Annotated in this window: 26 protein-coding genes and 1 other annotated feature; of the genes, 19 read left to right on the top strand and 7 right to left on the bottom strand. The window is 42.8% G+C overall.

Translation table 11 applies throughout. The annotated features are described in order from the left end of the window. Window positions 1–2,865 (top strand): DUF3427 domain-containing protein, encoded by a 2,865-nt coding sequence (locus ADH27_RS03795; protein ID WP_048715826.1) that lies wholly within the window; start codon window positions 1–3, stop codon window positions 2,863–2,865. Window positions 2,866–2,877: 12 nt separating this feature from the next. On the opposite strand, the gene ADH27_RS03790 is transcribed toward ADH27_RS03795, so the two are convergent. The 5 genes from ADH27_RS03790 to ADH27_RS03770 all read right to left on the bottom strand — a co-directional run bounded on the left by ADH27_RS03790 (window position 2,878) and on the right by ADH27_RS03770 (window position 6,204). Continuing rightward, entirely contained in the window at window positions 2,878–3,270 is a 393-nt protein-coding gene (locus tag ADH27_RS03790) for a (deoxy)nucleoside triphosphate pyrophosphohydrolase (RefSeq protein ID WP_048715824.1), read from the bottom strand. Between the two features lie 187 nt (window positions 3,271–3,457). Beyond that, window positions 3,458–3,763, bottom strand: coding sequence for a DUF5960 family protein (locus tag ADH27_RS03785; protein WP_048715822.1), 306 nt, complete (start codon window positions 3,761–3,763; stop codon window positions 3,458–3,460). Then, window positions 3,744–4,115 (bottom strand): hypothetical protein, encoded by a 372-nt coding sequence (locus ADH27_RS03780; RefSeq protein WP_048715820.1) that lies wholly within the window; start codon window positions 4,113–4,115, stop codon window positions 3,744–3,746. Before ADH27_RS03780 ends, ADH27_RS03785 begins: the two co-directional genes overlap by 20 nt. Beyond that, window positions 4,112–5,524 (bottom strand): Y-family DNA polymerase, encoded by a 1,413-nt coding sequence (locus tag ADH27_RS03775; RefSeq protein ID WP_048715818.1) that lies wholly within the window; start codon window positions 5,522–5,524, stop codon window positions 4,112–4,114. The genes ADH27_RS03780 and ADH27_RS03775 overlap by 4 nt, the downstream gene beginning before the upstream one ends. 2 nt (window positions 5,525–5,526) lie before the next feature. Beyond that, window positions 5,527–6,204 (bottom strand): helix-turn-helix domain-containing protein, encoded by a 678-nt coding sequence (locus tag ADH27_RS03770; protein ID WP_048715816.1) that lies wholly within the window; start codon window positions 6,202–6,204, stop codon window positions 5,527–5,529. Window positions 6,205–6,386: 182 nt separating this feature from the next. Between ADH27_RS03770 and rsmD the strand changes: the two genes are divergently transcribed. From rsmD to trpB, 13 genes are all read left to right on the top strand, one after another. Beyond that, a complete protein-coding gene (gene rsmD / locus ADH27_RS03765; protein ID WP_048715851.1) occupies window positions 6,387–6,926 on the top strand; it encodes a 16S rRNA (guanine(966)-N(2))-methyltransferase RsmD in 540 nt (179 codons plus the stop codon). Next, entirely contained in the window at window positions 6,916–7,389 is a 474-nt protein-coding gene (gene coaD, locus ADH27_RS03760; RefSeq protein ID WP_048715814.1) for a pantetheine-phosphate adenylyltransferase, read from the top strand. The genes rsmD and coaD overlap by 11 nt, the downstream gene beginning before the upstream one ends. A 101-nt stretch (window positions 7,390–7,490) precedes the next feature. Beyond that, window positions 7,491–8,501, top strand: a complete 1,011-nt coding sequence (locus ADH27_RS03755; protein WP_221761782.1) for a SepM family pheromone-processing serine protease — start codon at window positions 7,491–7,493, stop codon at window positions 8,499–8,501. 161 nt (window positions 8,502–8,662) lie between these two features. Next, window positions 8,663–9,373, top strand: a complete 711-nt coding sequence (gene ccdA2 / locus ADH27_RS03750; RefSeq protein WP_048690370.1) for a thiol-disulfide oxidoreductase-associated membrane protein CcdA2 — start codon at window positions 8,663–8,665, stop codon at window positions 9,371–9,373. Window positions 9,374–9,399: 26 nt separating this feature from the next. Continuing rightward, window positions 9,400–9,735 carry a hypothetical protein gene (locus ADH27_RS03745; RefSeq protein WP_048715812.1) on the top strand — a complete coding sequence of 112 codons (336 nt, stop codon included), beginning with the start codon at window positions 9,400–9,402 and terminating at the stop codon, window positions 9,733–9,735. Between the two features lie 59 nt (window positions 9,736–9,794). Then, window positions 9,795–10,355 carry a redoxin family protein gene (locus tag ADH27_RS03740; RefSeq protein ID WP_048715849.1) on the top strand — a complete coding sequence of 187 codons (561 nt, stop codon included), beginning with the start codon at window positions 9,795–9,797 and terminating at the stop codon, window positions 10,353–10,355. Between the two features lie 12 nt (window positions 10,356–10,367). Further along, window positions 10,368–11,489, top strand: coding sequence for a peptide-methionine (R)-S-oxide reductase MsrB (msrB, locus tag ADH27_RS03735; protein WP_048715810.1), 1,122 nt, complete (start codon window positions 10,368–10,370; stop codon window positions 11,487–11,489). Between the two features lie 58 nt (window positions 11,490–11,547). After that, window positions 11,548–12,282, top strand: a complete 735-nt coding sequence (locus tag ADH27_RS03730; RefSeq protein WP_048715808.1) for a response regulator transcription factor — start codon at window positions 11,548–11,550, stop codon at window positions 12,280–12,282. Next, a complete protein-coding gene (locus tag ADH27_RS03725; RefSeq protein ID WP_048715806.1) occupies window positions 12,279–13,991 on the top strand; it encodes a cache domain-containing sensor histidine kinase in 1,713 nt (570 codons plus the stop codon). The genes ADH27_RS03730 and ADH27_RS03725 overlap by 4 nt, the downstream gene beginning before the upstream one ends. Window positions 13,992–14,367: 376 nt before the next feature. Next, window positions 14,368–14,946, top strand: a complete 579-nt coding sequence (locus ADH27_RS03720; protein ID WP_048715804.1) for a YutD family protein — start codon at window positions 14,368–14,370, stop codon at window positions 14,944–14,946. Between the two features lie 18 nt (window positions 14,947–14,964). Next, window positions 14,965–16,053, top strand: a complete 1,089-nt coding sequence (gene rlmN / locus ADH27_RS03715) for a 23S rRNA (adenine(2503)-C(2))-methyltransferase RlmN (RefSeq protein WP_006596799.1) — start codon at window positions 14,965–14,967, stop codon at window positions 16,051–16,053. Further along, on the top strand, window positions 16,031–16,564 hold the full coding sequence (locus ADH27_RS03710) for a VanZ family protein (RefSeq protein WP_192831468.1): 534 nt from the start codon (window positions 16,031–16,033) through the stop codon (window positions 16,562–16,564). Before rlmN ends, ADH27_RS03710 begins: the two co-directional genes overlap by 23 nt. 77 nt (window positions 16,565–16,641) lie before the next feature. Continuing rightward, window positions 16,642–16,877 (top strand) — a binding site (T-box leader). Window positions 16,878–16,997: 120 nt separating this feature from the next. After that, window positions 16,998–18,185, top strand: coding sequence for a tryptophan synthase subunit beta (gene trpB, locus ADH27_RS03705; RefSeq protein ID WP_048715800.1), 1,188 nt, complete (start codon window positions 16,998–17,000; stop codon window positions 18,183–18,185). A 6-nt stretch (window positions 18,186–18,191) separates the two neighbouring features. Here the strand turns inward: trpB and ADH27_RS03700 are convergent, their stop codons facing one another. Beyond that, the gene (locus tag ADH27_RS03700) at window positions 18,192–18,851 is read right to left on the bottom strand and encodes a prepilin peptidase (RefSeq protein WP_048715798.1); all 660 of its coding nucleotides are present in this window, start codon (window positions 18,849–18,851) and stop codon (window positions 18,192–18,194) included. Between the two features lie 153 nt (window positions 18,852–19,004). On the opposite strand from ADH27_RS03700, the gene ADH27_RS03695 reads away from it, so the two are divergent. The 4 genes from ADH27_RS03695 (at window position 19,005) to ADH27_RS03680 (ending at window position 20,566) form a co-directional block, all read left to right on the top strand. Next, on the top strand, window positions 19,005–19,532 hold the full coding sequence (locus ADH27_RS03695) for a Dps family protein (RefSeq protein WP_048715796.1): 528 nt from the start codon (window positions 19,005–19,007) through the stop codon (window positions 19,530–19,532). Between the two features lie 123 nt (window positions 19,533–19,655). After that, window positions 19,656–19,874, top strand: coding sequence for a YqgQ family protein (locus ADH27_RS03690; RefSeq protein WP_006596794.1), 219 nt, complete (start codon window positions 19,656–19,658; stop codon window positions 19,872–19,874). A gap of 38 nt (window positions 19,875–19,912) precedes the next feature. Further along, window positions 19,913–20,257 (top strand): rhodanese-like domain-containing protein, encoded by a 345-nt coding sequence (locus ADH27_RS03685; protein WP_048715847.1) that lies wholly within the window; start codon window positions 19,913–19,915, stop codon window positions 20,255–20,257. 75 nt (window positions 20,258–20,332) lie between these two features. After that, window positions 20,333–20,566, top strand: a complete 234-nt coding sequence (locus ADH27_RS03680) for a hypothetical protein (RefSeq protein ID WP_048715795.1) — start codon at window positions 20,333–20,335, stop codon at window positions 20,564–20,566. Window positions 20,567–20,601: 35 nt separating this feature from the next. Here the strand turns inward: ADH27_RS03680 and ADH27_RS03675 are convergent, their stop codons facing one another. Continuing rightward, the gene (locus tag ADH27_RS03675; protein WP_048715793.1) at window positions 20,602–21,327 is read right to left on the bottom strand and encodes a 16S rRNA pseudouridine(516) synthase; all 726 of its coding nucleotides are present in this window, start codon (window positions 21,325–21,327) and stop codon (window positions 20,602–20,604) included. Between the two features lie 237 nt (window positions 21,328–21,564). Here ADH27_RS03675 and typA point away from each other — a divergent pair, with 237 nt between their 5' ends. Continuing rightward, window positions 21,565–23,412 (top strand): translational GTPase TypA, encoded by a 1,848-nt coding sequence (gene typA, locus ADH27_RS03670; RefSeq protein ID WP_048715791.1) that lies wholly within the window; start codon window positions 21,565–21,567, stop codon window positions 23,410–23,412. The last annotated feature ends 18 nt before the right edge of the window (window positions 23,413–23,430 follow it).

The following is a 23,430-nucleotide window of genomic DNA, read 5'->3' as shown; positions in this document are numbered from 1 at the left end:
ATGCCAGATGGCGTAACTTTATTTCAAGACACTCTTATTAAATCATTAAAATATGGATTTGTGGATAATGTCCAGTATCAAGAGGGTGGATATTCACCGCAGATTTTGATCAATGATCATGAAATGAAGCGGTATGTTTTGACGGATTTGCAAGAGGAGTTGAGCAAGTGCAAGGCATTCTATATATCAGTGGCATTTATTACACAGTCTGGGATTGCCTTAATTAAGTCGCAATTGTCTGATCTGATGGATAAAGGAATCCAAGGAAAAATTCTGATTTCTCCTTATCTTGATTTTAATGATCCAGTTGCGATGCAAGAATTACTTAAGTTAGAGAATGTAGAAGTCCGATTGACCCCAGAGAGTTTGCAGATGCATGCCAAGTTTTATCTCTTTGAGCATGAGGGAAGGCAGGTATTGATTTCGGGTAGTTCAAATCTGACCCACAATGCTCTCAAGATTAATTATGAGTGGAATATTAAATTGACCTCTACCCATAATGGCGAGCTTATTCGAGCTACTAAAGCTGAATTTGACAAGATTTGGGAGAAGTCTGATCTTTTGACAGATGAAAAGATTGCTTCTTATGCGCGAAGACGTCAGAATGTCATTCGAGTGGATCAGATTCGCGAAGAGAAGATGGCTCAATATCAGAGTGAAACGATTAGTCCTAACGAAATGCAAAAGGATGCCTTAAAAGGCTTGCAAGCGATTCGTGATTCTGGGAAAAAGAAGGCTTTGGTCATCAGTGCTACTGGGACAGGAAAGACCTTTCTATCAGCTTTTGATGTTCAACAGTTTAAGCCAGAAAGAATGCTTTTCATTGTTCACCGTGAGCAGATTCTACAGAAATCGTTAACGGATTTTCAAAAGGTCTTGCAGTTTTCTGATGCAGAAGCTCTTATTTATCACTCTGGGGCTGATTTGACTGGCAAAAAATATGTCTTTGCCACTATTCAAACCCTATCACGTGAGCAGCATTTAGGCCTATTTTCAAGAGATTATTTTGACTATATTTTGATTGATGAAGTTCATAAGGCTGGTGCTGATTCTTATAAAAAAGTGATGGCGCATTTTCAACCAGAATTCTTTTTAGGGATGACAGCTACTCCCGAACGAACTGATGGGCAAAATATTTATGAACTATTTGATTATAATATCGCCTATGAAATCCGTCTACAAGATGCTCTGGATAATGATATGCTTTGCCCCTTTATTTATTTTGGGGTAAAGGATATCGAAGTCGAAGGACAGTTAATCAATGAGAATACTACGATCGCAAACTTAACATCCGAAGAGCGCGTGAAGCATATTATTAAAAAGATTGATTTTTATGGAGTTAGTGGAGAGAAAGTGAAGGGCTTGATGTTCTGTTCCTCTAAGAAAGAAGCTCATGACTTAGCATCCAAACTAAACCAAAAGGGGAAACGTTGTCGAGCCTTAACAGGTGAAGATAATATGGAGACCCGGAATGAAGTCGTTGCCCAACTAGAAAAAGGAGAACTAGACTACATTCTGACAGTAGATATTTTTAACGAAGGAATTGATATTCCATCGGTCAATCAAGTTGTGATGTTGCGGAATACTCAATCAAGCATTGTTTTCGTACAACAGTTAGGTCGAGGGCTACGGAAGCATGAAAGCAAAGAATATGTGACCATTATCGACTTTATTGGAAACTATAAGAATAACTATTTAATTCCTATTGCTTTGTTTGGTGATAAATCGATGAATAAAGATAATTATCGTCGAGAACTTCGAGAACCAAATATTCTAAAAGGATTGACGACCATCAATTTTGAAGAAGTAGCTAAGGAACAAATCTTTAAGTCCATCACTAATACTAATTTATCGAATAAAGTTTTGTTGAAAGAAGCTTATATGGAGACGAAGAACCGGATAGGTCGTATTCCAAAATTAAGTGATTTTTGGAAATTAGATACTTTGGATCCATTCATCTTTTTTGATAGCTTTAATCATTATGGAGAAGTTATCGATTCTTTTGACAAGGATGATTCATTTGTTAAAATTTCTGAGCTAAATGGATTTCTAACTTTTCTTTGTAAAGAGTTATCAAATGGAAAGAGGAAAGCAGATCTTTATCTTTTAAAATTCTTGCTGGAAAAAGAAAAGATTTCGCGTTCGGATTTTGAAAATTTCGTAAAAGAAGAGAATCTAGGAGCTTCTAATGAGTTGTTGATGTCTATTGAGAATTTCTTGACCTATAGCTTTTTTGTTAAAAGAGATCAGGAAAAGTATGGTGTATCAGCTTTGGCTATCAAGAATAATATTTATCAACTTTCACCATATTTTGCTCAATTTCTGACAAAGGAGTATAAAGATTTTATATTAGATATCATTCAGACGGGTCTTTATCGTTCTGAAAAGTATCCACAGAATCCGTTGACGATCGGGGAAAAGTATTCTCGTAAAGACGCTGTGAGACTACTCAACTGGGATAAGGATGAGAGCTCTACTGTTTATGGTTATAAGGTTAAACATGGAACTTGTCCGATTTTTGTCACTTATCACAAAGAGGATGATATTACTGAAACAACTCAGTATCAAGATGGTTTTTTATCAAATAAAGTCTTTCACTGGTATTCTAGGAGCAACAGGAGTTTCAAGTCAAAAGAAGTAGCCGAGATTATGCAGTCTAATGATACTGGATTGACACTTCACCTGTTTATAAAAAAAGAGGATGGTGAAGGAAGTGATTTCTATTATCTTGGACCAGTCCGTTATATTGAGGATAGTGCTCTTGAAACTATAATGCCAGATGGCAAAACACCTGTAGTGACCATGAATTTTGAACTGATCAATGAAGTTCCTACAACACTTTATGATTATTTAACAAAAAAATAAGAGGTATACCTCTTATTTTTTTGTTAATAATTCTACAGCTGGACGATCGACAGGTGCCCAGTTAAGCGATTTTAATTCATTTGGTGCTAGCCAAGTAGAATTTTGGTGTTCTAACAACTCTAGGTTTCCTGAGAGTAACTTGGCGTGATAGGTTTTCATAACGACAGTCCCGAAATCATAATCATAGGAGGCCTCATTCACAAAGGAGATAATTTCAATTTCAGAATTTAATTCTTCCTGTATTTCACGAATGAGCGCTTGTTCAGGAGATTCTCCTGCCTCTAATTTTCCACCTGGAAATTCCCAAAAGCCTCCTAAGCTTTTTCCTTCAGGTCTCTGAGCACAAAAGATTTTTCCATCTTTTTCAATAGCAGCTGCAACAACGTGAATAATTTTTTTTGACATGATATACCTCCTCTTTCATTGTATCAGAAATAGGTTGAAAGAAGCAATTAAAGAATTAATCCAAATTCAAAAACGGTGAAATTGGTATGGATTTCATCTGGATTGATGTGGATAATCCTCCTGCAGATGCGATTGGTTGGGTTGCGAAAGCTTCTTCATACACATGATAAAAGAACCTCCTAGTTTTCTAGGAGGTTCTTTTGTATTCTGTGGTAGGACTGTGGCCTAGGTAGGTATAAATCCGTGTCAGTGGGGATTGGGGATGGGTGGAGACGCGAAAGTGAAAGTAGTGGTCACGGTGGTCGCGACTCTGGGTATGGTGGAGTCTGAAATAGTTGCGCTGGCCTGTCGACATGGATCTCAGCAGGTCATCTTCTAAAAAGACCAAGGGAGTAGCAGTCGTTGCCAGGCGGTAAAAATCATGCTCGAACTGCTGGTAATTATCTGAAAAATAATCAAATTGGAGTTCGTGTTTATTCAGAGCTGGTTTCATAGCTAGAATCTCCTGGTTCAATAGAAAAAATAGTCGAAAGAAGGAGAGAGTGGTAGTGTTGGCCATTTTTGATGAGGACTTCGGAAGGGCTTAAGGTATAGACTTGGCCATAGTAGACGGCGATTTGATTGTCCTGGAGGGTAGAGAGGGAGAGAGAGGTCTCTTGCTGGTAGGCCTGCTCGAGGAGGTGACGGATTTCTTGGTTTGAGAGGAGGCGAAGCTCTTCGAGAGAGAGCTGGTTTGTTTGTAAGGCCGTCGAATGCTCAGAGAGGAAGAAGCCAGCCCACTTGGCCATGCCCCGGTCTTGGAAGTCACGTGCCGACTGATAGGGGAGATAAGAACGATCAATCATGCTAAGCCATCTAGACCTCCTGCAGAGTGGCCTCCGGTCAGTTTGCTTCGAGCCAGAGCGCGCGAATTTTCTAATAGGGCAGATCCCTTCTGTAGAGAAGCAAAGCCAAACCGGTCACGGATGTGGTCAATGGTCTCTTGGAGGGCTTCTTCTCTTTGGGTTTGCTCAGGGTCATCAAATAGGGAGATCAGCTGGAAGCTCTCCTCTACGAGCTTCCCATAAAAGACTCCGATCTGCCGGATGGCTCCTCCCTGGTAGTGGGAGCGAAAGAGCTGGATGACTTCCTTGGCTAATTGAGCGGTAGAGTTGGTCGGCTCAATCTTTCGCTGGCAGTGGATGGAGGGGAGCTGTTCCTGTTTGGAGTAACTGGCGTGGATGGAGACCAGTTGTGTCTTTTTCTTTTCCCGACGCAAGCGGATAGCAACTTGCTCGGCCATCTCTCGAAAGACCAGTTCAATATCGCTTTGGCGGTGGTAGTCACGGGGAAGGATTTGCGAATTTCCCAGACCGTGAGACTTTGGCCTATAGGGGCGATGGACATTGCTTTCATCGATCCCGTGGGCGTGAAACCAGAGCTGGACGCCCATGACTCCAAATTCTTTTTTGAGCTGGTCTGGATTGGCCTGAGCCAGTTCATAGATGGAGTGAATGCCTAGTTTGTTCAGGCGTTTTTCTGTTCGATGGCCGATCCCCCAGAAATCGGTCGGTTTTTTTATCTGCCAGACTCGATTGGGGACGTCTTCGTAAGACCAGTTAGCCCGCATGGTTTTCTGGTGTTTGGCTTCGTTGTCCAGAGCCAGTTTGGCTAGGAGTGGATTGGCATTGCTCATCCCGACAGTAGCATAGATGCCTGTTTGCTGCCAAATACGCTTTTGGATCCGAGCAGAAAGAAGATCCAGCTTTGAGCGTCGGTCCAGCTGGGGATCAGGGATAAAGTAGTTGAGAGAGCTGGTCAAATCGATAAAGCCCTCATCGATAGAATAGGGGTAGATGTCATCTGGAGCCGCAAATTCTTGAAAGACTTGTTGGATTTCCATGTTGACCTGGATATAGGCATTCATGCGAGGGGGCACGATAAAGGTGCGCTTGGCCCAACTTTCGATATAGTGGACAAAGGCTGGATCTGTAGGCAGACCTTGCTTACGGGCCAGGTAGTAATTGAATTTCCTCGTCTTGAGATCAAAGGGCAGATCATAGCTCCGCCCGACATTTTTCTTTCCAAAGACCTGCTTAAAAACGGGGGAACTGGCTAAGATGAGGCCAGCAGAATTGTCGCTCCGACTCATGACACAAAGAGAAGTAGTCAAAGGATTGAGGCCGAGGCGGACGCATTCACAACTGGCATAGAAACTTTTCATATCCACAAAAGCAATATCAGACCTGGGCTCACGTGAATAATCAAAAAGCATGTCTAGACCTCCAGAGGGAGGAAATGGCCGACCACGATACCGACGATTTTGGGTTCATCTTCGTAGGGAGCAAAGAGGTCATCATAGGCTGGGTTGATAGACTCTAGGCGAAGCCCCTCCTCTTCTCGATAGACTTTTTTGATATAGGTCTTCCCATTCCACATGAGGGCGTAGACCGCTCCATCATAGTCAAATCCGGTCTGTTTCATCAAGGCAACGGAACCGTTTGGATAGCTTGGTTCCATAGAATCTCCAGAGACCCAAGAGGCAAAGTCGTGTTGGATCTCTTGGTCGAAATAAACGGTCTCGTAGTCAGTTTCATTGTCATAAAAGGTATGACCATGTCCAGCTGCCAAGTCGATAGAGAGGACACGGTAAGGGATCAAAGAGACCACCTTTTCTTGCTCTGCTAAGAGTTGGCTAGCCAAGAGATCGACCTTCTTCTGATGGGGTGGCGTTAGTAAAGGGTAGGTGAAAAGCGCTGAGCTCTTGTCGACAAAGTAGTCCTCTTTAACGGAGAGGCGCTTGGCCAACCTCCTGAGATTTTTATCGTGTGGCTCTGCTAAGCCATTCTCCCAACTAGAGTAGGTCTTGCGACTAATCTCTAAGGATTCGTAGACCTGGGCTTGGGTCAGGCCCAGCTCAAGTCGCCGGTCTTTTAATTTTTTTGCATCAAACATCTGTATTCTCCTATGTAACGTTTTAAAAGTTACGTATAGTATAGCAAAAAAAAATTCGGACTTCAAGAGAAAAGTGAGAGGATTTTTCTTTGGCAGCGAAAGGGATTTGGTTCAGCAAATCTCAGATTGGAGAGGGTGGGTGTTTTTGTATCTTTTATCCAAATTTTGATATAATAATCTCTATGAAGATTGTATCAGGTACCTATGGAGGGCGTCCTCTTAAGACGCTCGAAGGAAAGACAACAAGGCCCACTTCAGATAAGGTGAGAGGGGCTATGTTTAATATGATCGGTCCTTATTTTGATGGGGGTCGGGTCTTGGATTTATATGCTGGCTCAGGCGGTCTATCCATCGAGGCGGTGTCTCGGGGGATGGAGCAGGCTGTCTTGGTCGAGAAAGATCGCAGAGCCCAAGGGATTATTGCTAGCAATATCCAAATGACCAAGGAAAGCCACAAGTTTCAATTGCTGAAGATGGAGGCTCACCAAGCTCTCAATCAATTGCAGGGGACCTTTGATCTTATTTTCCTGGATCCTCCCTATGCAAAAGAGCAGATCGTAGCCGATATTGAGGCCCTGGCTGAACGTGGTTTACTGGGAGAAGAAGTCATGGTCGTCTGTGAGACAGACAAGGCAGTAGACTTGCCTGAGGAAATTGCTTGTCTAGGAATCTGGAAAGAAAAAATCTACGGAATTAGTAAGGTGACGGTTTATGTCAGATAAAATCGGATTATTTACAGGTTCATTTGACCCAATGACCTTGGGACACTTGGATTTGATAGAGCGGGCTAGTCGCTTGTTTGATCACTTGTATGTCGGCATCTTCTTTAATCATGAGAAGAAGGGCTATTTTACCATTGAGCAAAGGGAAGCCATGGTGACAGAGGCAGTGGCTCATTTGCCCAATGTAAGAGTCATCACCTCAGAGGCAGAGTTGGCAGTAGAGGTGGCTAGACGGTATGGGGTGACGAGTTTGGTCCGAGGGTTACGCAATAGCCAGGACTTCCTCTATGAAAGCAACATGGACTACTTCAATCACCAGCTGGCTCCAGAGCTTGAGACCATCTATCTCTGTGCCCAGCCCCAGTACCAGGCCTTGAGCTCGACGAGAATCCGCGAGTTGCTAACCTTCCAGCAAGATGTCAGTGCCTATGTCCCAGAGAGTGTTATAAAGGAGATGAAATAAAAGGAATGAAAGAATTTGAGAAACCAAGGGCTCAGCTACCAGAAAGCCCATTTGAACCTGTGCGCAAAAAAGATAGTGTGTGGAGAACTTATCGTTGGCCGATGATTGGGACCCTGCTTCTGATTTTGGCCTTGCTAGCTTTCTTTGTTCCCCTACCCTATTATCTGGAAATGCCTGGGAGTTCAGAAGATATTCGCCAAGTGATGCGCGTCAACCAGAAAAATGATGAAGCATCCGGTTCGTATGATTTTGTCACTGTTGCCGTCAAGCAAGCGACCTTCTCGGATATAGTCTATGCCTGGGTAACTCCTTTTACAGATATCTACTCTGAAAAAGAAATGACAGGTGGCAGTTCCAGTGAGGAATTTTTCCGGATCAATCAATTTTATATGGAAACCTCTCAAAATACTGCCAAATACCAAGGACTGAAAACGGCTGGAAAAGATACAGAGATGGAATTCCTCGGTGTTTATGTCATGCAAGTAGCAGAAGACTCTACCTTCAAAGGCGTTTTAAATATTGCGGACACAGTTACGGCTGTCAATGACAAGACATTCAAGAGCTCAAAAGAGCTCATCGAGTATGTTGGTTCCCAAAAAATTGGGGACAAGGTCTCAGTGACCTACACAGAAGATGGCCAGACCAAGACTGCTGAAGGAAAGATTATTAAGTTGGTCAATGGCAAGAATGGGATTGGGATTAGCTTGATTGACCGGACAGAAGTGAAGAGTGATGTACCGATTGAGTTTGCGACAGCTGGCATCGGTGGTCCAAGTGCCGGGATGATGTTTAGTTTGTCCATCTATACCCAAGTAGCGGATCCAGACCTTCGTCAGGGACGCCATATCGCGGGGACAGGGACCATTAACCATGATGGGACTGTCGGAGATATCGGTGGAGTGGATAAAAAAGTCGTAGCAGCAGATCGCGCTGGTGCTGAAATCTTCTTTGCCCCTGACAATCCAGTGACAGAAGAAGTCAAAAAGAACAATCCGAATGCCAAGAGCAACTACGACGAAGCGGTAGAAACAGCTAAGAAAATTAAAACCAAGATGAAAATTGTTCCTGTCAAAACCTTGCAGGATGCCATTGACTATTTGAAAAAGAATTAAAGTAGCTTGTTTGACAAATTTCGTACTTGCACGTATGACATCGTGTTAGCAGAGGGGAACATTCACCTTCTAATTAAATTCAAGTTTTTGCTTATCAATCTCTCTATTTTTAGAGGGATTTTTTCTTTATACTGGTGTCAGAAAGAAAGGGAGGTAGTGAAATGATTCAAACCAGTTTGTTTTCCATTTCAGTATTCTTAGCGGGAGTTCTATCCTTTTTCTCCCCGTGTATTTTGCCACTGATGCCAGTCTATGTAGGGATTCTATTGGATTCTGAGCATGAAAAAACGGTGCGTATTTTTGGAAGAGACATTTCTTGGTATGGCCTGGTGAAGACTCTTTGTTTTATCGCAGGTCTATCAACTGTTTTCCTGATTCTAGGATACGGTGCAGGGGCCCTTGGCCAGGTGCTTTATGCTCCCTGGTTCCGTTACCTACTAGGAGGGATTGTCATCTTATTGGGAATCCATCAGATGGGCCTCATCAATCTTCAGCAACTCCAAAAACAAAAGACCATCCAACTCAAAAAGAATCGGGAGCGCAATGAATTCTTCAATGCTTTTCTGATAGGGGTCACCTTCAGTTTTGGTTGGACCCCTTGTGTCGGACCAGTTTTGAGCTCTGTTTTAGCCATTGCAGCTTCTGGAGGAGATGGTGCATTGCAAGGCGCTCTCCTGATGCTGGTCTATACATTAGGCTTGGCTCTGCCTTTCTTGCTTTTGGCCTTGGCTTCTAGCTGGGTTCTACAACATTTTGCTAAACTCAAGCCCCATATGGGAACCTTGAAAAAAATTGGTGGTGCCCTCATCATCTTGATGGGCATCTTGCTGATGCTAGGAAATCTTAATAGCCTCGCATCCCTGTTTCACTAATCTTGAATGATTAAAGGAGAAAAATCATGAAAAAAATTCTTGCACTTTCTATTGCTACACTTAGCATCGTCACTTTAGCAGCTTGTTCTGGACAGAAATCAGATTCAGACATGAAAAAAACGGACGATAGTAGTATGATGAAGAAGGACGATATGAAGAAGGAAGATATGAAGAAGGATGACATGAAGGATTCATCCATGTCCGATGATAAAATGAAAAAAGAAGACATGAAAGATTCATCTATGATGTCTGACAGCAGTTCTGAAATGAAGGACGATATGAAAAAAGATGAGATGAAATCTAGCGATTCAGAAATGAAAGATGAAAAGAGTGAATCATCTGATATGAAATCAGACAACTAATGAAAGAAGGGAGAGGTCATCTGAGGATGACTTTCTCCTTGTTTAAAGAGGTAATAATGATGAAGAAATTAGCTTTAGTAGCTGCAGGATTCTTGTGTACTGGACTTTTGGGGGCTTGCTCTAACCAAGGAATGGAATCATCCAACAAAAGTGAGACTAAGCAGACATCCACAATGGGATCTTCAGAGCAAGCTGGAAAGAAGGTTCAAGAGTTTAACCTGCAAGGAGTAGACGGTAAGACCTACCGCTTATCTGATTACAAGGGAAGGAAAGTTTACCTCAAATTTTGGGCTTCCTGGTGCTCTATTTGCCTATCGACATTAGAGGATACCAATGAGTTGGCAAAAGAAGAGGCGGGTAAGGATTATGTGGTCTTATCCGTTGTAGCTCCAACTTTTAATGGTGAAAAATCAGAAGCAGATTTCAAAAACTGGTACCAGTCTTTGGATTACAAGGATTTCCCAGTCTTGCTAGATAGTAAAGGGGAGCTGCTAAAAGAGTATGGGATTCGTTCTTATCCATCGGCACTCTTTATCAATAGTGATGGGACTCTCGCTAAGACCCATATCGGTTATATGAGCAAGGAAGACATCGTCCAGACTCTAAAAGAAATGAAGTAAGGAGGACATAAAATGGAAACAAAATGGAAACTCATTTCCATTCTTTTAGTGGGGCTATTTTGTTTTGGAATCTTTTTCCTTATCAAAGGATCCATGGCCTTGGATACATCAGATGCGACGACTGAGCAGATCAAAAAAGCGTCCATGAGTCAGACACCAGTAGCAAACAAAAAGCAAGAAGAAAAAGTCAATCCAGAAGACCAACGAGAAATCTATCTAGCTGGTGGTTGCTTCTGGGGTGTGGAAGAGTATTTTTCCCGTGTTCCGGGTGTCATTGATGCCGAATCAGGTTATGCCAATGGAAAAGGGGATACCACCAAGTATGAATTAGTCCCTCAAACAGGCCATGCTGAAACAGTTCATATCACTTACAATGTCAAGCAGGTATCTCTGAAAGAATTGCTCCTGCATTATTTCCGGATTATCGACCCAACGTCGAAGAATCGTCAAGGAAATGATCAAGGGACTCAATACCGAACAGGTGTCTATTATGTCTCCCAAGAAGACCTTCCAACCATTAACCAAGTCTTTGAAGAGGTAGCAAAAAAATACGACAAACCGTTAGCGGTGGAAAAAGAGCCACTGACTAATTTCATCAAGGCTGAGGACTACCACCAGGATTATCTACAGAAACATCCGAATGGCTATTGTCACATTGATGTGAATCAAGCTTCTTATCCAGTTATTGACGCTAGTCGCTATCCAAAACCGAGCGATGAGGAAATCAAAAAGAAGTTATCTCCTGAAGAGTATGCGGTGACACAAAAAAATGATACCGAACGGGCCTTCTCCAATCGTTACTGGGATCAGTTTGATGCCGGTATTTATGTAGATGTCGTGACCGGTGAGCCGCTCTTTTCCTCTAAGGATAAATTTGATTCTGGTTGTGGTTGGCCAAGTTTCAGTCGTCCTATTAGTCCTGATGTGGCAATCTATAAGGAGGATAAGAGTTTCAATATGACTCGGACAGAAGTTCGGAGCCGTGTGGGAAATTCCCATCTGGGCCATGTTTTTACCGACGGTCCCAAGGAAAAAGGCGGCCTTCGCTATTGCATCAATAGCTTGTCAATCAAATTTATCCCTAAAGCAGAGATGGTGGAAAAGGGCTACGGTTATTTATTGGACTATGTCTGAGACATTTGGAACTACAATTTGCTATAATAAGCCTAGCAAAAACAAGTAGGTGAAAGACATGTATGCGATCATGATTGTGGAAGATGAAGAGCTTATCCGGCAGGGACTGACTTCCTTAGTGGATTATGAACAGTTTGGAATGACCGTCATCAACCAGGCAGAAAATGGCCGTGAGGCCTGGGAGAAGTTTCAAGATCAACCAGCTGATATCCTTCTAACCGATATCAATATGCCACAAATGAATGGCTTGGATCTGGCCCATCTCGTCAAAGAGCAGTCTCCGTCTTGTCATATCATTTTTTTGACAGGTTATGATGACTTTGAGTTTGCAAGGAAAGCCATCAAGTTAGGTGCAGATGATTATTTGCTGAAGCCTTTTTCAAAAGATGATATCGAAGAGATGTTAGCAAAGGTGAAAGGAAAACTCGATCAAGAGCGAAAAAAGGCGCAAGTCGAAGATTTGGTCAGTCATGGTTATTCGACAGACTTGGAAGAAGCTATTCATGCTCGTTTAGCAGATTCCCAGTTAACCCTGAAAGATTTGGCCTATCAACTTGGTTTCAGTCCCTCTTATCTAAGTGTATTGATCAAGAAAAAATTGGGACTCCCCTTCCAAGAATATCTCATCCAAGAGAGAATGAAGAAGGCTCGCCTCTTGCTTCTCACGACAGATTTAAAGATTTATGAGATCGCCGATCAGGTTGGTTTTGAAGATATGAACTATTTTTCTCAACGTTTTAAGCAGGTTGTTGGGGTGACGCCAAGGCAGTACAAAAAAGGAGAGCATGAATGAAACGATATCCCTTGCTGATCCAGCTGGTCCTCTACTTTTTTCTCTTCATTCTCTTACTTTTTGGTCTCATCGGTAGCCTTTACTATCAAACGAGTTCAGGGGCGATCCGCCAGCTAACGGAGCGGACGACAAGAAATAGTATCGACCAAAGTAGTCAGTTTATCACGTCTTATCTAAAAAAATTAAAGCAGACCACAACAGTGCTTAGTAAGGAACAGGCTGTTCGCCAATTTGCCCAAGATAGGAGTGCGGATCAAGAAACGGTTCAGCACTTGATGCGAACGATGATTGAAACGGATCCGGACCTGGTCTCAGCAGTCCTGGTGACTAAGGACGGACGTCTGGTAGCGACAGATACCAAAATCAGCATGCAGACTTCTTCAGATATGATGAATGAAAGTTGGTATCAAGAGGCGATTAAGGAAAGAGCCATGCCGGTCTTGACGCCAGCTCGAAAGGAATCCTTGACCTCGGAAAAAGAAAAATGGGTGGTTTCTATTACCCAAGAAGTGGTCGATCAGACCGGACAAAATCTCGGAGTAGTACGCTTAGATATTGGCTACGATAGCCTTCAGGCTTACTTGGATCACCTTCAACTAGGGAAACAAGGCTTTAGTTTTATCATTAATCAAAAGCATGAGTTTGTCTACCATCCTAAAAAGGCGGTCTATTCCTCCAGCCAAGAAATGCAGGCCATGCAGCCCTATATTGCTGTGAAAGATGGTTATGCAAAAGGAGGGCAGAATTTTATCTATCAGGTTCCGATTCCAAATAGTGATTGGACCTTGATTGGAGTGGCTTCACTTGAAGGACTTCAGATGCTTCAGTCGCAGCTCCTATACTCTTTCATTGGTCTAGGATTACTAGCTTTGATCATGTGTTTAATAGGGATCGGCTTTGTTCTGCGTTTGTGGATCAAACCCTTACGAGACCTTCAGGCTATCATTTTGAGGATTGGAGCAGGAGATGCTCACGTGAGAGCTGCAGCCAAAGGATCTCCAGAATTGGTGGACCTCGCTCAAACTTTTAATGCCATGTTGGACCAAATCGATAACCTCATGCAACAGGTTAAGGAAGAGGAACAGAACGCACGGCGTTACGAGTTGCGGGCACTTTCGGCTCAGATTAATCCGCATTTCCTCTATAATACCTTGGATACGATTGTCTGGATGGCGGAGTTTAATGATAGTCGGCGCGTGGTTGATATCACCAAGTCTCTGGCTCAATATTTTCGACTAGCTCTCAACCAAGGCCAGGAACAAATCCTACTGAGAGATGAAATTGACCATGTCCGCCAGTATCTTTTCATTCAGAAGCAACGTTATGGTGAAAAGCTCAATTATGAAATTTTAGAAGATGAACGGTTGGGCGGCTATCAGCTCCCCAAATTAGTGCTTCAACCCTTAGTGGAAAATGCGATTTACCATGGCATTAAAGAGATCGATCGGCCCGGTCTCATTCGAGTGACGACTGAAGTCAGTGGAGACTCCGCCTGCGTATCGATTTTTGACAATGGACGAGGGTTTGACCGATCAGAGTCAACAGACCAAACCCTTCTTCGTTTAGGAGGTGTTGGCTTGAAAAATGTGGACCAACGATTGCATCTCCAATTTGGCGAAGCCTATCATATGGAGATTGATTCTAAGGCCAATAGCTATACGAAAATTACTCTTTTTTTGCCCCTTTCATCATCTGATGAACATGTATAGAGACAAAGATTGCCTTCTTTGTTTTAGATTGAAGACGAAGTCATCTAAAAAACTTTCCGCCGTGAGAAAAGTGCCTGAAACGCAATTGTTTCAGGCACACGGAATTATTGAGACCTTAGGCTCAATAATTAGTCATGGAACTTCTACGAAGTTCGCTGACGTCCGTACTCACCTAAGGAAAGTTTTTCAGAAGACTTTATCTTCCATCTGAGCAGGCTTTGAAAAAGCCTGCTTTTTATAATGTGACAGCAAGAAAAGGTAAATTAAATCGTCAGACTTTTTACAGATTTTCTCTTTTCCGTTGAAATTCTATCTAAAGATAGGGATTTATGATAAAATAAAGTGTTATAACTAAAGGTATGAATAAAGGAAGGCTATGCGCAAAGAAATATCCCCTGAATTATTTAATTACAATAAATATCCTGGACCGGAATTTCGTCTGGTTGGCAGTCAAGTGCTAGCAGAACAATTGACATTTGAGCTGGTTGAGAATCAAAATGATGCCTTTGATGCGACGGTCTTTGGTCAGCGTTTTTCAGAGGTTTTGACCAAATTTGATTACATTGTCGGTGATTGGAGCAATGAACAGTTGCGCCTACGTGGCTTCTATAAAGATGATCGTCCTGTCACAGATGCAGAGAAAATCAGCCGTCTGGAAGATTATTTATTAGAATACTGTAGCTATGGCTGTGCTTATTTTGTCCTAGAAAATGCAGAACCTCGTCGAGCATCCTTTGACAAGAAATCTTCTCCTAAACAACAGGAAGAGGGGAATCGTTCTGCTAAGCGTGGCGGTCGTCAAAATCGCCGGAATCGCTCCAAAAATCAGCCACGGGAACGTGAACAGGAGCAAAAACAAAAGACTTCTCAACCAAAGAAAAAGAACCGTCAGCGGTCTAGAAAAAAAGATGCACAGGGTGAGCAAGAACGCCATTTTGTCATCCGTCAAAAGTAAAGAGAGAAAAGAGATAAGATGAAACCTTCAATTTATGGCCTGACTCGACAAGAACTGATCGAGTGGGCAGAAGAAAATGGTGAAAAGAAATTCCGAGCGACCCAAATCTGGGAATGGCTCTATCGCAAACGCGTCCAGTCATTTGAAGAAATGACCAACCTATCGAAGGACTTGATTGAAACCTTGAACGACCAGTTCGTGATTAATCCTTTGAAACAACGGATCGTTCAAGAGTCGGCAGATGGGACCGTCAAGTACCTCTTTGAATTGCCAGATGGCATGTTGATCGAGACAGTTTTGATGCGTCAACACTATGGCTTGTCAGTTTGTGTCACCACTCAGGTAGGGTGCAACATCGGCTGTACCTTCTGTGCATCTGGTTTGATCAAGAAGCAACGCGACTTGAACAGCGGGGAAATCGTTGCCCAAATCATGTTGGTTCAAAAATACTTTGACGAGCGTGGACAAGATGAACGTGTCAGCCACATCGTTGTGATGGGAATTGGTGAGCCGTTTGACAACTACAAGAATGTCTTGAGCTTTGTCCGTACGGTCAATGATGACAAGGGGCTAGCTATCGGTGCCCGCCACATTACTGTTTCAACGTCTGGCTTGGCTCATAAGATTCGTGACTTTGCCAATGAAGGGGTTCAGGTCAACTTGGCAGTATCCCTTCATGCTCCAAACAATGACTTGCGTTCTAGTATCATGAAAATCAACCGGGCTTTCCCGATTGAGAAATTGTTTGCGGCCATTGAGTACTATATCGAAACGACCAACCGTCGGGTGACCTTCGAGTACATCATGCTCAACGAAGTCAATGATGGTGTCGAGCAAGCTTTGGAATTGGCAGAACTCCTCAAAAAGATCAAGAAGCTATCTTATGTCAACTTGATCCCATACAACCCAGTTAGTGAGCATGACCAATATAGTCGAAGTCCAAGAGAGCGAGTGATGGCCTTTTATGACACCTTGAAGAAAAACGGAGTCAACTGCGTGGTTCGTCAAGAGCATGGTACGGATATCGATGCCGCTTGTGGACAATTGCGTTCTAATACGATGAAGAGAGACCGGGAGAAAGCCATTGTTGAAGAAGCTCAACCGTAACAACAGGCTGATAGAAGAAGGGCAATTAACAAAAAAAGGAAGACAACTGCTACTAGGTGGCAGTTTCTTCTATTTTGTCCTGCTCTGTCTCCTGTGTTTTCTTCCCCAGCAGCCTGAACCAGGGATGGAAACACCTGGGATTCAGCATTTTGGTCGTGTAGTCGTATTACTGATTCCCTTTAATTCTCTCATCAACCTAGGTCAAGTGACCAGTCTGCTCCAGCTGATCAAGGTGTTTGTACAGAATATAGCCAATATTTTTCTCTTATCTCCTTTGGTCTTTCAACTGCTGTGGCTCTGGCCTTGGCTAGGCACTCGGAAACGCGTCCTTTGCTTTAGTCTAGGGATGAGTGTGTGGATCGAGCTTAGTCAGATTGTGCTAGACCTCTTGTTTGATTTCAATCGGGTGTTTGAGATAGATGATTTGTGGACCAATACTCTGGGAGGCTACCTAGCCTATCTGTGTTTTAAATGGGTGCAAGCTTCTATGGGCAAGGACAATCTATCTTAGTTTGGACTAAAATCCGAACGATTGAATACGATTTCAAATTTTGGGTTGACAAAGTCAGAAGCGGGAGCTATAATAGCTTCAAGACATCAGAAAAGTAGAGGTTTTTCTCACTTCCAGGGAGCTTGTGGTGATTGCGAACAAGTAGTGGTGAATCTTGAAATGGGCTGATGCGTTTATGATGATGAATTTGAAACAATAAAAATTCGGTGAGCACACCTTATCGTGCACCCTGTTGTTAGACAGGTCAGAGATGTAGGAGAAAGAATGTCTTCCTACAATTGAGGTGGCACCGCGGTATCGAATCGTCCTCACACAGATTTTTCTGTGTGAGGTTTTTTGTATCTCAAAGGAATCAAGTGAGACTGCAGCTCAAAGGGCCGGCGAGAGAAAAAATCATAAACAGGATTGAAAATATAGAAAAGAGGACACAATCATGACAGAAACAAAAGGCTATTTCGGACAATTTGGTGGATCTTTCGTACCAGAACCCATTCAAAACTTGCTGGATCAATTAGAGGCAACTTTTGAACAGTACAAAAATGACCCAGAATTTATCGCAGAATACAAACATTATTTGAAAGATTACTCTGGTCGGGAAACACCACTCTACTTTGCGGAAAGTTTGACAGAGCATTTAGGTGGGGCAAAAATTTATTTGAAGCGCGAAGATTTGAATCACCTAGGTTCGCATAAATTGAATAACGTCTTGGGGCAAATCCTCTTGGCCAAACGCATGGGCAAAACGCGCGTGATTGCCGAAACAGGAGCCGGTCAACACGGTGTGGCTACAGCGGCTGCAGCAGCTAAGTTCGGCATGGCCTGTGATGTCTACATGGGAGCAGAAGACGTGGAACGCCAACGTCTCAATGTCTTCCGCATGGAAATGATGGGGGCAACCGTCCATGCGGTTGAAACAGGTACAAAGACCTTGAAAGACGCTGTTGATGCTGCGTTTGGAGCATGGATGGCGGATCTGGATGCTTTTTATGTCTTGGGTTCTGCCGTTGGACCTCACCCCTACCCAACCATTGTGCATGAATTCCAAAAGGTGATCAGTGAAGAATCTAAACGCCAAATCTTGGAAAAAGAAGGGCGTTTGCCGGATTATGTCATTGCCTGTGTTGGTGGGGGATCCAATGCCATTGGTGCCTTCTCCCAATATGTAGGTGATGAAGAGGTCAAATTGGTCGGAGTTGAAGCGGCAGGCCATGGTTTGGATACTGATCAGCACGCAGCGACCATGACCAAGGGGACTGTTGGAGTTGTCGATGGCATGAAGACCTATGCTGTCTTTGGCGAAGATGGGAAAGTAGCACCAGTGTACTCAATCTCTGCTGGTTTGGACTACCCAGGGGTTGGTCCAGAGCATGCCTTCTTTAAAGACTCTGGTCGTGTCGAATATGTAGCAGCGACAGATGATGAAGCAGTTCAAGCGCTTCTTCTTCTCAGTAAGACAGAAGGGATCCTCCCAGCCATCGAAAGTTCACACGCGATTGCAGAAGCGGTCAAACGTGCTCCACAATTGGACAAAGACAAGATCATCATCATCAATGTTTCTGGACGTGGAGACAAGGACGTAGCTGCTATTGCAGATTATCTAGAAGCGAAAGCAACAAACTAAACAATCTTATCTGCTAAAAATTGTAAAAAAGAGTAAAGCATGATAACTCAGAAAAAGACAGGGAACGAAAGGAATCCGGTCTTTTTCTTTTTTAAAGAGAAAGACCAGGAGACCAATGAGGGAAGCCCCTTGCATGACTAGGAGGACTTGGGTAGCTGAGAGGGTCAAAGAAAAAGTAGCCAGTAAGAGAAAGTCCCCTGCTCCAATGCCAATGGAGTAAAGACAAGATAGAATTCCTAAGAAGAGAAAGACTCCCATTAAGAGGGTAGGACCGGTGCAAAGTAGGCAAAGAGTGTGGAGTATTAGCCAGAGAAGGAGAGGGTACTCCATGGAGCGCAAATCATAGATAGCCAAAATACAACTGCCAAGCAGAAGCAGGAGATGAGGAATGGGAAGAAAGCCCTGATAGCATAGCAAAAAAAGGAGGCCACTCCAGCCTTCAAAAAGGGCATACCAATAAGGAAGAGGACTCTGGCAGTAGCGACAACGGAATCGAAAAAGGCATTGCGAAAGAATAGGAATCAGGTCCAGAGGTCTTAAGGTCTGCTGACATTGGTCGCAATGGCTTCTCGGACGAATGATGGAGCTTTCTGGAAAGCGGTCGATGACGAGCCCTAAAAAGGAGGCGATGCAGGCACCGACTGTAAAAAAATAGAAGTTAATCATACTTATATAATTCGTAAAAAAGAAGAATAATGGGGATTAGAAATGAAACAATTTTCTAACTTTTCTTATTTAAGCATTTTCTCTTGCATTTCTTAATTAGAAGGATTATAATATAACTAAATTAGAATAATTCTAAAAAAGGAGAATTTAGTTATGACAACAATTAAAAAAGAAGCAGCAAAAGACGTAGCAACATTTGCAACAATCAGTGAAGTAAGCAAGAGTTTAACCGATACAAAAGCGGTTTTGAATCAAGTGGTGGCAGACCTTTATGTCGCTCATATTGCCTTGCACCAAGTGCACTGGTATATGCGTGGCCGTGGTTTCCTCGTATGGCATCCAAAAATGGATGAGTACATGGAAAGCTTGGATGCGACTCTTGATGAAGTGAGTGAACGCTTGATTACCTTGGGTGGTGCCCCATACGCTAGCATGGTTGAGTTCTTGGAATACAGCAACATCCAAGAAGAAAAAGGTTCATTCGAACGCTCTATGGAAGAAAATTTGGGACGTGTCCTTTCTATCTTCCGCTACTTGGTAAGTCTTTATCAAAAAGCCTTGGATATCACAGATGCTGAAGGAGATGACGTGACCAACGATATCTTTGTTGGTGCAAAAGCTGAATTGGAAAAACATATCTGGATGATTGCCGCTGAATTAGGTCAAGCACCAGGTTTGTAATCTGAAAATAAACAAACGAGCCTTCCTTGCTTGGGAGGCTCATTTTTGTTTGGATGAGATTTTTCCTGTAAATAAAATAGGGGCTATCTTGAAAATACTTGAAAGATTTGATAGAATAAGCACATGAAAACCCTGTACGATGTTCAACAATTTCTGAAAAAATTTGGAATCATTATTTATGTCGGAAAACGACTTTACGACATCGAATTAATGAAGATTGAATTGAAAAGGATCTATGACGCTGGGCTGATGGAAAAATTGGATTATCTAGAAGCAGAAGCCGTCTTACGTAGAGAACACGCACAGGAATTACGCTATTTAGAAGAGGAAAAAGAAAAGTGAGTTTAACAAATATTTTAGTATGGTTGATTGTTTTAGGGATGTTTGGCTGGATGGGCTACAATTACTTCCGTATCCGTCGGGCAGCAAAAATTGTGGATAATGCAGAGTTTGAAGAATTGATCCGCAAAGGCCAATTAGTGGACTTGCGTGATCCAAATGAGTTCCACGCTAAGCATATTTTGGGAGCTCGGAATATTCCTTCCAACCAGTTAAAAGTGAGTCTGTCTGCTCTTCGCAAAGATAAACCAGTCTTGCTCTATGAGAACAGTCGTGGGTCCCGTGTGACCAATGCGGCTCTCTTCTTGAAAAAACAGGGCTATAAAGATATCTATATCTTGTCCTATGGTTTGGATTCTTGGGATGGGAAAGTCAAGACGAACTAAGATCAAGGAACATTTTGCTAAAGATCCTTGATGTGCCATCATAAAATGATATTAACTTTAAGGAGTTTCTAGAAATTGCAAGAAAAGAATAACGCCTCACTTGTTATGGGGATCCTATCTATCATCCTTGCTTTTGTATTTCCATTAGTAGGTCCGATTTTGGGTATCCTAGGATTGGTCTTGGCTAGTTCAAATCAAAGAGAATCTGGACTAGACTATACCACAGAAAAAATTCTTTCTATCGTAGGGATTGTTCTTTCTGTAGTTATGTTTATCGTAATTATCTCACAACTTTCAGGGATTAACTAAAACAAAAAAGCTTTAAAACTAAAGCTTTTTTTGTTTTATCCACTTTTTTCTAAGTAGTTTTTAATGATTTTCAATTCCTCTTGGTTCAAGGGGCGGTAATCACCTGTTGTTAGGTCGGGGTCTAATGAAAAATCTCCAAATTTGATTCGCTTGAGGCTAGTTACCTTGACACCGACAGAGAGAAACATCTTTTTCACCTGATGAAATTTCCCTTCAGACAGGGTGATTAGGGCCTGGCTTTCGGTAAGGCTGGAGTTAAGGATTTTTAGTTTGGCGGGCTTGCATGTTGTCCCGTCTAAGAAGGTGATTCCTTCTTGAAATTCCTCTATATGAGTGGGTTCAAGAGGACCGTTGACTGTTACCGCGTATTCTTTTTCAATATGGTATTGGGGATGAAGGAGTTGGAAACCTAGAGGTCCATTGTCTGTGAGTAGGAGGAGCCCGGTCGTATCCCGATCCAGTCGACCGATAGGATAGGTCTTGGGGGTCCGGTCTTCTGCTCGGAGGAGATCCAACACTGTAGGATGTTGGGCATCCTTGGTAGCCGTCACTAGTCCTTGAGGTTTATGAAGAAGAAAATAGTAATGGGAACAGTCGGTAAGGATCCGATCCTTCCAGCGAACTTCTTGGAGACCTGTATCCACATTTTGGGATAATTTTGTTGCAGCAAGTCCGTCGACTAGGATCTGCTTTTTAGCTAGGCTCTGTTTGATTTCTTTGCGGGGAATTTGGTAGTGGGCCAGTAATTGATCTAATCTCATAAAAGACAGGATAGCATGAAATGGAGAGAAGCACAAGTATTCGGAAAAAGGATGAAGAAAAGGGATAAAGAGGTGAAAGATTTTCATGAATAGAGTGGTTAGGAGTGGGAATGAGAAAGAAGGTTTTCGAAAGAAAGCATGAAAACATTTACACTTGTCTGAGTTATGCCATTTGCTTAAAATTGTGGTATAATCGTTCAGTTAGAAAATAAATTTTTGAATACAATAGAGGAAATCATGACAAAATTAAGAGAAGATATCCGTAATATCGCGATTATCGCCCACGTCGACCACGGTAAAACAACCCTCGTTGACGAATTGTTGAAACAATCTGAAACTCTTGACGCGCGTACAGAGTTGGCAGAGCGTGCAATGGACTCAAACGATATCGAAAAAGAGCGTGGAATCACCATCCTTGCGAAAAATACAGCCGTTGCTTACAACGGGACTCGTATCAACATCATGGACACACCAGGACACGCGGACTTCGGTGGAGAAGTTGAGCGGATCATGAAAATGGTTGACGGTGTTGTTTTGGTCGTAGATGCCTACGAAGGAACCATGCCGCAGACTCGTTTCGTATTGAAAAAAGCCTTGGAACAAGACCTTGTGCCGATCGTTGTAGTTAACAAAATCGATAAGCCATCTGCTCGTCCAGCAGAAGTAGTAGACGAAGTCTTGGAACTCTTCATCGAGCTTGGTGCGGATGATGACCAACTTGACTTCCCAGTCGTTTATGCGTCAGCGATCAACGGAACATCTTCCTTGTCAGATGATCCAGCAGATCAAGAAAAGACCATGGCGCCAATCTTTGACACCATTATTGATCACATCCCAGCTCCAGTTGATAACTCAGATGAGCCGCTTCAATTCCAAGTGTCTCTTCTTGACTACAATGACTTCGTAGGACGTATCGGTATCGGACGTATCTTCCGTGGTACAGTAAAAGTTGGGGACCAAGTAACCCTTTCTAAACTAGACGGCACAACGAAGAACTTCCGTGTTACGAAGCTCTTTGGTTTCTTTGGTTTGGAACGTCGTGAAATCCAAGAAGCTAAAGCAGGTGACTTGATTGCCGTGTCAGGTATGGAAGATATCTTCGTTGGTGAAACCATTACTCCAACAGATGCTATTGAAGCTCTTCCAGTTCTTCATATCGATGAGCCAACCCTTCAAATGACCTTCTTGGTCAACAACTCACCTTTTGCTGGTCGTGAAGGGAAATGGGTGACTTCTCGTAAGGTCGAAGAGCGCCTTCAAGCAGAATTGCAAACAGACGTTTCTCTTCGTGTAGAACCAACAGACTCACCAGATAAATGGACCGTTTCAGGACGTGGGGAATTGCACTTGTCTATCTTGATCGAAACCATGCGTCGTGAAGGATACGAGCTTCAAGTATCTCGTCCAGAGGTTATCATTAAAGAAATCGATGGTGTGAAATGTGAGCCGTTTGAACGTGTGCAAATCGACACACCAGAAGAATACCAAGGGTCTGTCATCCAAAGCCTTTCTGAACGTAAGGGTGAAATGTTGGATATGGTTGCAACAGGTAACGGTCAAACTCGTTTGGTCTTCCTTGTTCCTGCGCGTGGTTTGATTGGATACTCAACTGAATTCTTGTCAATGACTCGTGGTTACGGGATCATGAACCATACCTTTGACCAATACTTGCCATTGATTCCAGGGGAAATTGGTGGTCGTCACCGTGGTGCCCTTGTTTCTATCGATACTGGTAAGGCAACAACCTACTCTATCATGTCTATCGAAGAACGTGGTACTATCTTTGTCAACCCAGGTACTGAGGTTTACGAAGGAATGATCATCGGTGAAAACTCTCGTGAAAATGACTTGACTGTTAACATCACCAAGGCTAAACAAATGACCAACGTTCGTTCTGCTACCAAGGACCAAACAGCGGTTATCAAGACTCCTCGTATCTTGACGCTTGAAGAATCACTCGAGTTCTTGAACGATGATGAATACATGGAAGTAACACCTGAATCTATCCGTTTGCGGAAACAAATCCTCAACAAGGCAGAACGTGAAAAAGCAAACAAAAAGAAAAAATCAGCTGCAGCTGAATAAGAAATAAGAAAGGAGTGA

It is taken from the genome of Streptococcus sp. 343_SSPC (genome assembly GCF_001072385.1).
Lineage (GTDB): Bacteria > Bacillota > Bacilli > Lactobacillales > Streptococcaceae > Streptococcus.
This window is presented reverse-complemented; position numbering and strand designations above follow the sequence as displayed.

Bases quoted from the DNA above. Each gene is read 5' to 3' on its own strand.
- ADH27_RS03795 (WP_048715826.1), top strand. From the start codon at position 1: ATGCCAGATGGCGTAACTTTATTTCAAGACACTCTTATTAAATCATTA.
- ADH27_RS03790 (WP_048715824.1), bottom strand. From the start codon at position 3,270: ATGTCAAAAAAAATTATTCACGTTGTTGCAGCTGCTATTGAAAAAGAT.
- ADH27_RS03785 (WP_048715822.1), bottom strand. From the start codon at position 3,763: ATGAAACCAGCTCTGAATAAACACGAACTCCAATTTGATTATTTTTCA.
- ADH27_RS03780 (WP_048715820.1), bottom strand. From the start codon at position 4,115: ATGATTGATCGTTCTTATCTCCCCTATCAGTCGGCACGTGACTTCCAA.
- ADH27_RS03775 (WP_048715818.1), bottom strand. From the start codon at position 5,524: ATGCTTTTTGATTATTCACGTGAGCCCAGGTCTGATATTGCTTTTGTG.
- ADH27_RS03770 (WP_048715816.1), bottom strand. From the start codon at position 6,204: ATGTTTGATGCAAAAAAATTAAAAGACCGGCGACTTGAGCTGGGCCTG.
- rsmD (WP_048715851.1), top strand. From the start codon at position 6,387: ATGAAGATTGTATCAGGTACCTATGGAGGGCGTCCTCTTAAGACGCTC.
- coaD (WP_048715814.1), top strand. From the start codon at position 6,916: ATGTCAGATAAAATCGGATTATTTACAGGTTCATTTGACCCAATGACC.
- ADH27_RS03755 (WP_221761782.1), top strand. From the start codon at position 7,491: ATGATTGGGACCCTGCTTCTGATTTTGGCCTTGCTAGCTTTCTTTGTT.
- ccdA2 (WP_048690370.1), top strand. From the start codon at position 8,663: ATGATTCAAACCAGTTTGTTTTCCATTTCAGTATTCTTAGCGGGAGTT.
- ADH27_RS03745 (WP_048715812.1), top strand. From the start codon at position 9,400: ATGAAAAAAATTCTTGCACTTTCTATTGCTACACTTAGCATCGTCACT.
- ADH27_RS03740 (WP_048715849.1), top strand. From the start codon at position 9,795: ATGAAGAAATTAGCTTTAGTAGCTGCAGGATTCTTGTGTACTGGACTT.
- msrB (WP_048715810.1), top strand. From the start codon at position 10,368: ATGGAAACAAAATGGAAACTCATTTCCATTCTTTTAGTGGGGCTATTT.
- ADH27_RS03730 (WP_048715808.1), top strand. From the start codon at position 11,548: ATGTATGCGATCATGATTGTGGAAGATGAAGAGCTTATCCGGCAGGGA.
- ADH27_RS03725 (WP_048715806.1), top strand. From the start codon at position 12,279: ATGAAACGATATCCCTTGCTGATCCAGCTGGTCCTCTACTTTTTTCTC.
- ADH27_RS03720 (WP_048715804.1), top strand. From the start codon at position 14,368: ATGCGCAAAGAAATATCCCCTGAATTATTTAATTACAATAAATATCCT.
- rlmN (WP_006596799.1), top strand. From the start codon at position 14,965: ATGAAACCTTCAATTTATGGCCTGACTCGACAAGAACTGATCGAGTGG.
- trpB (WP_048715800.1), top strand. From the start codon at position 16,998: ATGACAGAAACAAAAGGCTATTTCGGACAATTTGGTGGATCTTTCGTA.
- ADH27_RS03700 (WP_048715798.1), bottom strand. From the start codon at position 18,851: ATGATTAACTTCTATTTTTTTACAGTCGGTGCCTGCATCGCCTCCTTT.
- ADH27_RS03695 (WP_048715796.1), top strand. From the start codon at position 19,005: ATGACAACAATTAAAAAAGAAGCAGCAAAAGACGTAGCAACATTTGCA.
- ADH27_RS03690 (WP_006596794.1), top strand. From the start codon at position 19,656: ATGAAAACCCTGTACGATGTTCAACAATTTCTGAAAAAATTTGGAATC.
- ADH27_RS03685 (WP_048715847.1), top strand. From the start codon at position 19,913: ATGTTTGGCTGGATGGGCTACAATTACTTCCGTATCCGTCGGGCAGCA.
- ADH27_RS03675 (WP_048715793.1), bottom strand. From the start codon at position 21,327: ATGAGATTAGATCAATTACTGGCCCACTACCAAATTCCCCGCAAAGAA.
- typA (WP_048715791.1), top strand. From the start codon at position 21,565: ATGACAAAATTAAGAGAAGATATCCGTAATATCGCGATTATCGCCCAC.